Below are 11921 nucleotides of genomic sequence, written 5' to 3'. Positions count from 1 at the left end.
ACCGGGTGCGAGAGGAACAAGACCTCGACAGCGCTTGGCAGGCGATGAATGCCAAGTTTTGACGGTCTACATGCCCATAAAGACCACCTGTGCTGGTATTGGCAAACGGATATGAGCCTTCGGCCCGGCTAACCGGGATAGGGTTCCGATCGAGCTTCGGCGGATGTACCCCGCAGCCGAGCCCACCACTGCGCTATATCGTCCACGTAGGTAAAGAAGGCCGGAACCACCAGCAGGCTGAGAAACGTCGAGGTGATCAGGCCGCCGATCACCGCGATCGCCATCGGCGAGCGGAAGCTTTCGTCGGCTCCGCCCCAGCCCACCGCAATCGGCAACATGCCCGCGCCCATCGCCAGGGTGGTCATCACGATGGGCCGCGCCCGCTTGAGGCCGGCGTCCATCAAGGCGTCGAAGCGCGACAGCCCGTGGTCGCGCCGCGCCACGATGGCGTATTCCACCAACAGGATTGAGTTCTTGGTGGCGATGCCCATCAGCATGATCAGGCCAATCAAGGACGGCATCGAGAAACTCTTATTGGTCAGCAGCAGGCCGATGAACGCGCCGCCCAGCGACAGCGGCAGCGCCGCCAGGATGGTGACCGGATGCAGCAGTTGCTTGAACAGCAGCACCAGCACGATGTAGATGCACAACACGCCGGTCAGCATGGCCAGACCGAAGCTGGCGAACAACTCGCCCATCACCTCGGCGTCGCCGACTTCCACCACCCGCACGCCGGGCGGCAGATTCTCGATCGCGGGCAATTCCTTGGCGGCGGCGACCACATCGCCCAGCGGCACGCCGGACAGTTCGATTTCCAGATTGACGTTGCGGGAGCGGTCGTAGCGGTTGATGATCGCCGGGCCGCCGCTGTAGCTCAGGGCGGCGACTTGACCCAGCGGCACCGGCCCTTTCGCGCCCGGCACCGGCAGCCGCGACAGCGTGTCCAGATCGTTGCGGGCCTTGTCGTCGAGCTTGACCACGATGGGGATTTGGCGCTGCGGCAAATTGAGCTTGGGCAGTTGCGCGTCGTAGTCGCCCAAGGTCGCCACCCGCAGCGTGTCGGCCATCGCGCTGCTGGTCACGCCCAGATCGGCGGCACGGGCGAAATCGGGCCGCACCGCGATCTCCGGACGCACCAGGCTGGCGGTACTGGTGATGCTGCCCAAGCCGGGGATTTGCCGCAGGTCGCGCTCCACCGCCCGCGCCGCGCCGAGCAACGCCTGGGCATCGTCGCCTTGCAACACCAGAATGTATTTTTCGCCCGATCCGCCCAACCCAACTTTGCTGCGCACGCCCGGCAGGCTCGCCAGCGCGGCGCGGATGTCTTTTTCCACGTCTTGCTTGCGCGGGCGTTGGCCGCGCGGGCTGAGTTGGATGGTCAGCGTCGCCTTGCGCACTTCGGCGTTACCGGCGGGCGCGAACGGATCGCCGCCCGCGCTGCCGCCGCCGATGGTGGTGTAAACGCTTTTAACGTGCTCCAGCCCGATCAGCCGCTGGCGGGTTTGTTCGGCCACCGCCTGGGTCTCCTTCAGGGTCGAGCCGGGGGTGAGTTCCAGATAAACCTGGGTTTGTGAATTGTCGTCCGGCGGAATGAAGCCTTGCGGTAGCAGCGGGATCAGCATAATCGAGCCGATGAAAAACAGTCCCGATCCGATCACGGTCAGCAGCCGATGGCGCACGCACCAGGCCGCCCAGCGCTGGTAGATGAGCAGCCAGCGCGGCACATGGACCAGATCAGAGGTCGGTTTGATCCAATAGGCCGCCATCATCGGGGTCAGCATCCGCGCCACCACCAGCGAGGCGAACACCGCCAGCGAGGCGGTCCAACCGAACTGTTTGAAGAACTTCCCGGCGATGCCGCTCATGAAGGCGGTCGGCAGAAACACCGCGATCAGGGTGAAGGTGGTGGCGATCACCGCCAAGCCGATTTCGTCGGCCGCTTCCATCGCCGCTTCATACGGGGTCTTGCCCATGTGCAGGTGACGCACGATGTTTTCCACTTCCACAATCGCGTCGTCCACCAGAATGCCGATCACCAGCGACATGGCGAGCAGGGTGACGCCGTTGATCGAAAATCCAAAAACCCAGTGCATCCCGATCAACGCGGGCAACATCGACATCGGCAGCGCCACGGCGGAGACCAGGGTGGCGCGGAGATCGCGCAAGAACAGCCAGACCACCAGCACCGCCAACAAAGACCCTTCCAGCAGCATGTGCAGGGAGTTGTGGTATTCCTCCTCCACCAGGGTGACGAAATCGAAGGCTTCGGTGATCGCCAGATCGGGCCGCGCCTCGCGCATCGCTTGTAGCGCTTGGCGCACGCCCGCGCCGACCTCGATTTCGCTCGCGCCCCGGCTGCGCGTCACTTCAAAACCGACCACCGGCTTGCCGTTCAAGGACGCCGCCGAGCGCGGTTCGGCGAAGGTGTCTTCGATGGTGGCGATCTGATCGAGTTGAATGCCGCGCCCGTCGGGCAGCGCGAGGCGCAACGCGCGCAGTCCGTCGGCGGACGCGACGGTCGCCAAGGTGCGAACCGGTTGCTCGCCCTCGCCCAAATTCATCCGCCCGCCGGCGCTTTCGGTTTGGACCTGACGCAACTGGCGCGAGACCTCGGCGGCGGTGATGCCGAGCGCTTGCATCCGCGCCGGATCGAGCGCCACCCGCACCTCGCGGTTGACCCCGCCGACCCGCGCGACCGCGCCGACGCCCGGCACCGTCAGCAGCCGTTTGGTGATGTCGTTATCGACGAACCACGACAGTTCCTCGTCGTTCAGCTTTTGCGAGGCGATGCTGAAGGCCAGCACCGGCTGGCTGGCGAAATCGAGCTTGTTGATGATGGGATCACGCAAATCGCCCGGCAAGTCGCCGCGCACCCGCGCCACCGCCGAACGCACGTCGTCCAGCGCTTCCTGCGGCGGTTTTTCCAAACGAAATTCCACCATCATCAGCACCGAGCCGTCGCCGATGGTGGTGTAGATGTGCTTGAGGCCCTGCACGGTGGCGATGCTGTTTTCCAGCTTGCGGGCGACTTCGTTTTCCAACTGGCCGGGCGTCGCGCCGGGCAGGGCGGCGGTGATGTTGATGGTGGGCAAGTCCATGTCGGGCATGTTTTGCACCTTCATGGCCTGAAACGCGGCCAGCCCCGCCAAGGAGAGCAGAACGAACAGCATCGCGGCGGCGACCGGGTTACGGATGGACCAAGCGGAGACGTTCATGCCTCGAATTCGCTCCTGGGAATGCCAGACTGCCGGATGATGGATTGAAGCGTACCGATGCGGATTTCCGAATGATTGGGTACGGGTACGGTGATCGTTGAATCCGCAAGCCGTTTTTGCATGGCGATCTGACTGCCGCGTTGACGCGCTTCCACAAAACCATGGCGAGCCAAGATGGCGCAAACTTCCTGGCCGGATAAAATACGCAGCTTACCCAATGGCGATCTCTAACTGGGTGATGTAGACCTCTTCGTGAAAGCGCTGCTGAATTTCTCCAGGTGAGGCGGTTTCAAAAAATAGTTCCAGCGCTTCTTGAAGATTGTCTCGCGCCTCTTGAACCGTATTGCCCTGGCTGGCGATATCGAGTTCGGGACAGAGCGAAACGTAGCCGTCGCTTTCTCGTTCAATAATTGCAGTCAGTCGTCTTTGCACGATTTCGCTCCCAAAGGAACAGGGATTGTAAGCAATTCCTTTGCGTTTATATTTGCCATTCCAATAATAGTCTTACACATATTTCGTAAAATCTTTTTTCCGAATGGGCTATTTAGATATATTCCTACATATTCAGGAACTGCCTTTTCATTAACTCTTAGTCTGACCAGATAACCAGCAAAGGCATATATTGAATTTCCTCGATAAACTCCTGTTTTACCAACGAGATCAGGGCTATTTGTTCGATTGAAAAGTATATCGCCATCTCGGACGGTGTATTTTTCAATATCTAAAGCGGATAGGTCGATGTATTTCAGGCTTGAATAATCGAAAGCTCCAGATTCATTAATGTTACCCATCCGCAGAATGGGAAAATTACCAACATCGCCCGCTTTGGAGCTTGTACCGTATTGGGTTGATGCAGTTAGCTCTTTTATAGTTACTATAGGCCAACTTTTTGGATTAGTAGCAGGATCACCAAACATCTCATAAAAAATCGCCTGCCCAAGCATGTTGAGGCGGTCAATGGCGCGCTGGCGCAGCCTTCGCAACGCATCAGCTTGATCAAGAATTGCGGCGATGCGTTTTTGCTCTTGTATAGGGGGCAGAACAATTTCAGAGTCTTTTAAGTATTTAAAATGACGACTATAACCAGCCTCTGGCATAGGAATCGTCTGGAGAAAATAGAATAAATATTTCTCATGTGCTTCTATTTTTGGACGGAGAATTTTTGTTCCATCAGCTCCTAAACAAAAAGGAAAATCGATATATTTAAAGCATTTGGTATGATCGCCAAATAAAATTACAGGTATTTTTGATTTGCAAAGCCGGTGTTTATCATTAGTGTATCCAGCAACAAAGCTTTTACCTTGATCAATGATTGGGTATAAACCACTAGATTGAAAATCACCTTGGGGGGATTTTACATTACCACCTGTTTCATCTGATACAACATCCTCAAAATGAATTTTTCTCCAACCTGATTTCACCCCAGTATCTCCTCAATTTGTTTCAGTCCTTTTAAAATCTCCTCCTCAATTTCCCGAAGCTCCCGAATAATATCCGCAGGTGCATCATGATTTTGCTCCTCGTGTTCGACCTCTCGATAGCGATTCAGTGAAAGATCATAACCGCCGGTCGCAGCAATCTCGGCTTTGGGCACGCAAAAACTCTGCCCCGTGCGCGGGTTCTCGCGCTCGCTACCGGCCCGCTGCCGCCAACGCGCCAACACATCCGGCAGATTATTTTTAACATGTTCCTCAACGCTCAACGCCTCGGTAGGAATCGGCCCCAGTTTCTCCGCTGGCAACAATGGATTCCGCTTATCATCCAAAGAAAACCCATCAGCTTGCAGATCGTAAAACCAAACCTGATCGGTGCCGCCGACACCGGTTTTCGTGAACAACAGAATAGCGGTCGATACGCCCGCATACGGGCGAAACACGCCGGACGGCAGCTTGACCACCGCATCCAGCTTGTGCTCCTCAACCAGCATCCGCCGCAATTCCCGATGCGCCTTGGACGAGCCGAACAACACCCCATCCGGCACGATCACCGCCGCCCGACCGCCGACCTTCAACAGCCGCAAAAACAACGCCAGAAACAACAATTCGGTCTTTTTGGTCTTGACGATCTGCTGAAGGTCTTTGGCCGTCGATTCATAATCCAGCGATCCCGCGAAAGGCGGATTCGCCAACACCAGCGAATAAGCCCCGGCGTCGGCGGCATGATCCTGGGCGAGGCTGTCGCGGTTGGTGACATTGGCGTTTTCGACGCCGTGCAGCGTCATGTTCATCGCCCCGATCCGCAACATGGTCGGATCGAAATCGAAACCGTGAAACAAGCCCTGATGAAAATGGCGGCGCTGCTTCTCGTTGCGGAACAACCCCGGATGGCAGCGGCGCAAATACTCGCCCGCCGCCACCAAAAAACCGCACGTCCCCGCCGCCGGATCGCAAATCACCTCCTCCGGCGTCGGAGCCGCCATCTCCACCATCAACTGAATGATATGGCGCGGGGTGCGGAATTGACCGTTCTGCCCGGCGGTGGCGATTTTGCCGAGCATGTACTCGTAAACGTCGCCCTTGGTGTCCCGATCCTCCATCGGGATTTTATCCAGCATCTCCACCGCCCTGGCGAGCAGGCCCGCATTGCTAAAACCAAGCCGGGCATCCCGCATGTGACGGTCGTAGCTCGATCCCTCCACGCCCAGAGCGCGCAGAAAGGGAAAGACGTGTTCATCCACCACCGTCATCATCCGGCGCGGCTCGAAATGTTTGAAATGCGACCAACGCAAATCGGCGTAAGGGCAGCCCTTCTCGTCCGCGCCTTGTGGGAAAATGCGCCGCTCCAAAGGAAGGCCGAGCGTTTGCGCCTTGTTCTCCTCCAGCGTCTGAAGATCATCCAGCCGCTTGATGAACAGCAGGTAAGTAATCTGCTCGATCACCGAAAGCGGATTGGAAACCCCGCCCGACCAAAACGCATTCCAGATTTGATCGACCTGATTACGAATTTCACCGGTCAGCACAGCATTGTCCTGTTTGCAAAATGAGAAAGCGCCATCGCCCCGCGCTTGGGTCGATGATCTGCGCAGCGAGAAAGAGGCCCTTCAGCGGGCTGGAAGGCTATTCGTGGCGGATGTCGGAGCGGTGTCGGCGCTGATTTGCACCAAATCCCCATCGTTGAGAAACGCCGCGCCGCGCACCGCCACCGTCTGATCCGGCAGCAGACCTTCCTTAATCTCGATGCGATTTTCACTACGACAAGCAGCCAGAGTGGCCAGTATTGCCTATTGGCGAATTGTCAGGCCAGAGCACGGAGCACGGCTTGCGGCTCTTTGGCCACCACATGCAGCAACGCCAGTGCCGGACCATGCGGTTTACGATCACCGCGCTCCCAATGGCGAAGGGTGGCCAGACTAATACAGAATTTGGCCGCAAATTCGGCCTGAGTCAGGCCCAGACTATGCCGCAACTGGGCAACATCGATTTTTTCTGGACGATGTACCTGAACCGTGATCGATTTGCCCTCATTGAGAGCAATAGCTTCTTTTAACCCTTGGGCAATGGTTTCGTACGCCTTAGACATTATGATTTCTCCAATGCAAGCCCGACGAGCGCATCAACCAGTTTAGCGAGATCGTTTCGTTCTGCCTTCGATAGGTTAGCTCGTTCATTCTTTCCAAAAATAGTGAGCAGATAGAGTGGAATAGCTGCACTGTGGTAATAGTAGATGATGCGGACTCCGCCACTCTTCCCCCGGCTTCCACGACCCCATCGAAGCTTTCGAATTCCGCCGGTTCCCTCCATAACATTTCCAGAACAGGGATGAGCCGCAAGGTAGTTGATGACTAATTGCCGCTCCGTTTCGCTGAGAAGATCAGTTGAGCGACGGATGTACTCCGGCAATTCGGTGACTGTGGTAAGCATATCTTAGGAAGTAATCCAATGGATTATTTCGTCAAAGCTACCAAAGAATTCGCCTGCTTCCGACCATTTTCACCTTTAACGATTTGCTGAGGGGACATTAACAGAGTTCGTTGTAGAACCCTCCGCGCTGACCTGCACCAAATCCCCGTCGTTGAGGAACGCCGCGCCGCGCACCGCCACCGTCTGATCCGGCAGCAGACCTTCCTTAATCTCGATTCGATTTTCCACCATCCGCCCGGTTTGCACCCGCTTGAGGCTGAGCCGCCGATCCGCGCCGACGACCAATACATGGGCGAAGCCATCGCGCATCACCACCGCCTCTTGTGGAACGGTCAACGCCCCGGTCTCGCCCAATTCAAAAACGCCCTGGGCAAACATGCCGGCCCGCGCCGCCGAGCCGGCGGGCAGATCGACATACGCGATGGCATAGCGGGTTTTGGGATCGACCGTCGGGGCCAGTTGGCGCAGCGTGCCTTGCGTCTCGCTTCCGCCCGGCAAGGTCACCCGAGCGCGCAGACCCGGTTTTAGACGCGCCAAATCGGCGGCGGTGACCTCCGCCCGCCATTCCAGCCGCCCGCGCAGCACCAGCCGGAATAATTCCGCGCCGGAAGCGGCGACCGCGCCCACCGTGGCGTTGCGGGCCGAGATCACCCCGGCATCCGGCGCTAACACCTGGGTATGCTTGAGCCGTAAATCCTGGCTTTCGACCAAGGCGCGCGCCGCTTTGACGCGGGCTTGGGCGGTTTTTTCCGCCGTCAGGTATTGGTTGACCTGTTGCTTGCTCATCGCGCCGCTGGGGGCAATCGCCCGCGCCCGGTCGGCGTTGCCGCTGGCGTCGATTAAAGCCGCTTCCGCCTCCGCCAGACCGGCGCGCGCCTGCGCCCGATCCGCTTCCACTAGATCGGCGTCGAACACGGCCAGCACTTGGCCCTTTTGCACGTGATCGCCGACATCCACCCGCACCTGCGCCAGACGCAAGCCGTTGACATCCGCGCCGATGCTAGCCTCTTGCCACGGGGCGATGTCGCCGTTGGCCGCAAGCTGTTCGGCCAAGACCATCCGCTTCGGCGCTTCTGCGGTGACGGTGAGCGCTGGACGGAGGGCGCTGGTGGCCCCTGTGGGGTTTTCGGCGCGCTTTGGCTGTTCCGAGGGTTGAGATAGCGAGCGGTTGACAAACCAGGCCGCACTCCCGATCAGCGCGAGCGCGAGCAGGGCGAGAATGGGCCAGAAAGAACGGCGGACAGGCAATTCAGACATGGAGTCAATTGATTGAGCAAAGATTTTAGAAAGCTAGCCGCTATTGAAGCCTAACCACTTTCTAAAAATTAAAAATTATACCGTGGCCGACAAGCTAATGCGCCTGCCCCTCAACGCCGTGAGCCGGTAGGCGATGACGGGTTGGACCGCTTTTGGAAGCGTTTAGCTCCGGCCAGTCAGCCGACGCCACACCGCGCCTAGCGCGCGATGCGGGTATGCGTACAGCGCCGGCAGCGGATCGTCGCGCCGCCAGAAGCCGTCCATCACGGGGGCGTCCGCCGACGACCAAAGCCCGATTTCCGGCTGGGCGCGCGCGGCGGCGGTGTCGGCCAGCCAGTCGCGCCGCCACAGGGTGCGGGATCGCGCTGTCGGCGGCGGCGGCTCCTCGCCAATCAGCCAGTGATAAGCGGCCAGCGCTAGATTGGTGCCGTTCAGGGTGGCGATTTCACCCAGCATCTCGGAACGCCCCGCCGAAGGCTCGATCATTACGAAACGGCCATCGCGCGCATCCCGTTTGTATTCCATGGCCGCCCAACCCTCCAACTGGCAAGACTGAAAAAACCGCGTCGTCACCGGTTCCAGTTCGGCGGCCATTTCTGGCGCGGGACCACAGCGAGCCGCGACCCCGATGCACGCCGGCCACGAGCGAATCTTACGCCCGGTGAACGACAGCGGCGGCCGGCCGCCGCCCGGATGGTATTGCAGCACGAAGTAAAGCGCGTCATCGCTACCTTCTATCCACTGCTGCAAGAGCAAATCGGGCATCACCGGCAGAATCCGCTGGCAAAGGTCTTTCGCCTCGGCAAACGAGTCGATTCGATACGCCTTGGCGAACTGGCGATCGTAAGCCGCGTTGCGCTCGCCGGGCTTGAGCGCGCAGGGGTAGGGCAACGCGGCCAGCTTTGGCAGATCGGCTTCGCCGGTGACATGGACGCCGGGCGGAACGGGAAAGTTGCCCTGTTGGGCGAGCGCTTGAAAACCAGCTTTGGTGTTCAGCGCGGTGGTGATAGCCGGCGGCGGCAACTGGAACCGATAATGCGGGGCTAAGGTTTCGCGATGCGCCGAGATGGTCTTGACCGTGTCATCGCGCGTGAGGAACAGCACCGGGCGTTGGTCCAGGCTCCGCGCCAGGGCGAGCAGATCCTCCACTAATTCAGAACCTGTCAAGGCGCGCAGCCCCAGCTTGCGGCCGTGCCGGGTACGCATGGCGGGCTGGCGCGGATTGGCGTCGGCGGCGATCAGCGGCACATCGCCCAACGCCAGACTGCGCAGGACGCCGAGGCCGTTGACTTCGACGCCGACGACCACGGCAGCGGCACGGGAAGCACTCACTTCGGCGGCTTCAAGCGGTCGAACAGTTCCAGGTACCGGTCGACCACCGTCGCCAGCGTGTAATCCTGGGCGCGCTGGCGCAGACGGTCGCGGTCGGGAACATCCGCCAGCGTCTCCAACATGGCGGCGGCCAACCCCTCCGCATCTCCGACCAATGCCAGCCGGCCGTACACGCCGCGCGCGAGGATTTCGGCGGGACCGGTCGGACAGTCCGTGCTGACGACGGGCGTTCCGCAGGCCAGCGCCTCGACCAACGTCAGCCCAAAGCCCTCAAATTGCGAGCTGACCACCACGGCGGCGGCGCGGGCGAACAGCGGCAGCGGGTCGGGATAAAAACCGGGAAACTCCACCGCCTCATCCAATCCCAACCGGGCGCGCAAGGCGAGCAGCGCCTCTCGTTCCGGCCCTTCGCCGATGACCAGCAACCGGGTGGGCGCGCGGCGTCGGACGCTGGCGAACGCCTCTAGCAGCGTGGCAAAATCCTTGAGTGGCACCAGCCGGCCGGCGGCGACGAACACCGGTGAACCGCCGTCCGCCAGCCAGGGATGCGGGCTGGGCGCGGCCATGCGTTGCGGATAATCGGGGGTGACCACCGGGTTGGGAATCACGTTCATGGCGCTGCGCGACAAACCCGCGTAACGCGCCAGATCGTCGGCCGCGCCGGCGGAAACCACCACGATGGCCGCCGCTTGCGGATAAGTCCAACGACACAGCGGCGCCAGAACGCGGTATTGCCAACCGGGCTGGGACGCGGCTTGCGCCGAAAGCACGGTATGCTCGGAAACGACAACCCGCGTGGCGGTCCGGGCCAGCGCCCGCGCCCACACGGCGACGAGGTTGTTATGCGTGATCGCCGAAAGCAACACATCGGGCGTATTATGCCGCAACCAGGCGCTCAGCTTGGGAAACGCGTTCAAGGTTCGGTCGGCGTGGAGAATATCCAGCGCCAAACCGCTGTCCCGCACGGTTTCCAATAACCCCCCTTCGGGTCGATCCACCACCAGCCGTACCGCGCAGCCTCGCTCCTTGAAGCCCGCTGCCAGTCGCAAAAAGGTTCGTTCCGCGCCACCAGCGGCGAGATTGGGTAGGTAAAAGGCAACGCTTTTCATCAATTAAAAAACAGCAAAGCTATACTAGACCATTGGAAAGCCAATAGAATATAACTTTATTTACCAAAGATGTTAAATAAATGAAAACAATCGGCACTCGCAATAGCACTGATCGTCAGGCGGCTGCGAGCGGAATGGACTGGCGAGGCATGATAACCGCGTTGGGGGCTGATCGCTGGGTGCGACGCTGGTGCGGCGGACGCGGGGCGATCCTGATGCTGCATGGCCTTCAAGAGTCTGAGACAGCGGATTGGCGAGGAAATCCGGGCCTGACCATCACCAGCCGCCAACTGACCGCCATCGTGGAGACCTTGCGCTCGGAAAGCTACGAGCTGGTTTCGCTCGATGTCGCTCTGGAGCGTCTGGCCGCGCCGCGCGCCGGTGCCCGCTTCGCCTGTCTGACCTTCGATGATGGCTACCGGGATAATTACCAACTGCTCTATCCCTTGTTGCGCCAGTTGGCCGCGCCGGCCACGATTTACGTCACCACCGGTTTCATCGATGGCGAGGCCGCGGCCTGGTGGCACGGCATCGAAGCCATTCTCCGTCGTCATCCGGCGCTCGACATGTCTTTGGCGGACCGGCATTATTCGTTTTTCGCCGCCACGGCAGCGGAGCGCGATTCGGCTTTCCAACAGACGTGCGACTTGTTACGGAAAGCCACCCCGGCCGCTCGCGCCAAGGCGCTGTCACAACTGGAACAAACTTACGAGATCGATTTTAGGGTGATCGATCGGGAACGGATGATGACGTGGGACATGATCCGGGAAATGGCCGCCAGCGGCCTGGTCGAATTCGGAGCGCATACGGTCACCCATCCGGTGCTGCGCGACCTACCGCAAGCCGAGGCGCGTCTGGAAATGATCCAGAGCCGGCAGCGGCTGGAAATCCAACTGGAGCGGACCATCCGCCATTTTGCCTATCCTTACGGCGATCCGTCGTCGGTGGACCCAGCGGTTGCGGCGCTCGCGCGCGACTGCGGTTTCGCCAGCGCCGTCCTGGCCTACGGCGGCCCGCTACACGCCGGCGCTGGCTTGCACGCCTTACCGCGCATCCCCTTCGGCGGCGGCGATACGGCGGAGGACTTACGGATTCGTTTGAGCGGGGCTAGAGCCGCGCTCGCACCCGCTTATGAGTAGTTTGCCGAC

At 60.0% G+C, this 11921-nt stretch carries 11 protein-coding genes; 1 reads left to right on the top strand and 10 read right to left on the bottom strand.

Going from position 1 to position 11921, the window contains the following annotated elements:
* Positions 1-128 precede the first annotated feature (128 nt).
* From IPK09_14265 to IPK09_14220, 10 genes are all read right to left on the bottom strand, one after another.
* Complete coding sequence (locus IPK09_14265; GenBank protein MBK7984765.1) at positions 129-3215, bottom strand: efflux RND transporter permease subunit; 3087 nt, start codon at positions 3213-3215, stop codon at positions 129-131.
* Positions 3212-3433 (bottom strand): type II toxin-antitoxin system HicA family toxin, encoded by a 222-nt coding sequence (locus IPK09_14260; protein ID MBK7984764.1) that lies wholly within the window; start codon positions 3431-3433, stop codon positions 3212-3214. The genes IPK09_14265 and IPK09_14260 overlap by 4 nt, the downstream gene beginning before the upstream one ends.
* A complete protein-coding gene (locus IPK09_14255; protein MBK7984763.1) occupies positions 3426-3647 on the bottom strand; it encodes a type II toxin-antitoxin system HicB family antitoxin in 222 nt (73 codons plus the stop codon). The genes IPK09_14260 and IPK09_14255 overlap by 8 nt, the downstream gene beginning before the upstream one ends.
* A complete protein-coding gene (locus tag IPK09_14250; GenBank protein ID MBK7984762.1) occupies positions 3632-4636 on the bottom strand; it encodes a restriction endonuclease subunit S in 1005 nt (334 codons plus the stop codon). Before IPK09_14250 ends, IPK09_14255 begins: the two co-directional genes overlap by 16 nt.
* Complete coding sequence (locus tag IPK09_14245; protein MBK7984761.1) at positions 4633-6174, bottom strand: SAM-dependent DNA methyltransferase; 1542 nt, start codon at positions 6172-6174, stop codon at positions 4633-4635. Before IPK09_14245 ends, IPK09_14250 begins: the two co-directional genes overlap by 4 nt.
* Before the next feature lie 275 nt (positions 6175-6449).
* Positions 6450-6734, bottom strand: a complete 285-nt coding sequence (locus IPK09_14240) for a helix-turn-helix domain-containing protein (GenBank protein MBK7984760.1) — start codon at positions 6732-6734, stop codon at positions 6450-6452.
* Positions 6734-7075 carry a type II toxin-antitoxin system RelE/ParE family toxin gene (locus tag IPK09_14235; GenBank protein MBK7984759.1) on the bottom strand — a complete coding sequence of 114 codons (342 nt, stop codon included), beginning with the start codon at positions 7073-7075 and terminating at the stop codon, positions 6734-6736. Before IPK09_14235 ends, IPK09_14240 begins: the two co-directional genes overlap by 1 nt.
* A gap of 75 nt (positions 7076-7150) precedes the next feature.
* The gene (locus IPK09_14230; protein MBK7984758.1) at positions 7151-8332 is read right to left on the bottom strand and encodes an efflux RND transporter periplasmic adaptor subunit; all 1182 of its coding nucleotides are present in this window, start codon (positions 8330-8332) and stop codon (positions 7151-7153) included.
* A 162-nt stretch (positions 8333-8494) separates the two neighbouring features.
* Complete coding sequence (locus tag IPK09_14225; GenBank protein ID MBK7984757.1) at positions 8495-9664, bottom strand: FAD-dependent oxidoreductase; 1170 nt, start codon at positions 9662-9664, stop codon at positions 8495-8497.
* Positions 9661-10773: a glycosyltransferase gene (locus IPK09_14220; protein ID MBK7984756.1), complete on the bottom strand. Its 1113-nt coding sequence runs from the start codon at positions 10771-10773 to the stop codon at positions 9661-9663. Before IPK09_14220 ends, IPK09_14225 begins: the two co-directional genes overlap by 4 nt.
* Before the next feature lie 149 nt (positions 10774-10922).
* Here IPK09_14220 and IPK09_14215 point away from each other — a divergent pair, with 149 nt between their 5' ends.
* Positions 10923-11912 carry a polysaccharide deacetylase family protein gene (locus tag IPK09_14215; protein MBK7984755.1) on the top strand — a complete coding sequence of 330 codons (990 nt, stop codon included), beginning with the start codon at positions 10923-10925 and terminating at the stop codon, positions 11910-11912.
* Positions 11913-11921 lie beyond the last annotated feature (9 nt).

It is taken from the genome of Candidatus Competibacteraceae bacterium, from assembly GCA_016713505.1.
Taxonomy (GTDB): Bacteria; Pseudomonadota; Gammaproteobacteria; order Competibacterales; family Competibacteraceae; genus Competibacter_A.
The sequence above is the reverse complement of the archived record's forward strand: the minus strand, read 5'-3'. Positions and strand labels throughout refer to the sequence as shown.

Bases quoted from the DNA above. Each gene is read 5' to 3' on its own strand.
- IPK09_14265 (MBK7984765.1), bottom strand. From the start codon at position 3,215: ATGAACGTCTCCGCTTGGTCCATCCGTAACCCGGTCGCCGCCGCGATG.
- IPK09_14240 (MBK7984760.1), bottom strand. From the start codon at position 6,734: ATGTCTAAGGCGTACGAAACCATTGCCCAAGGGTTAAAAGAAGCTATT.
- IPK09_14235 (MBK7984759.1), bottom strand. From the start codon at position 7,075: ATGCTTACCACAGTCACCGAATTGCCGGAGTACATCCGTCGCTCAACT.
- IPK09_14230 (MBK7984758.1), bottom strand. From the start codon at position 8,332: ATGTCTGAATTGCCTGTCCGCCGTTCTTTCTGGCCCATTCTCGCCCTG.
- IPK09_14220 (MBK7984756.1), bottom strand. From the start codon at position 10,773: ATGAAAAGCGTTGCCTTTTACCTACCCAATCTCGCCGCTGGTGGCGCG.
- IPK09_14215 (MBK7984755.1), top strand. From the start codon at position 10,923: ATGATAACCGCGTTGGGGGCTGATCGCTGGGTGCGACGCTGGTGCGGC.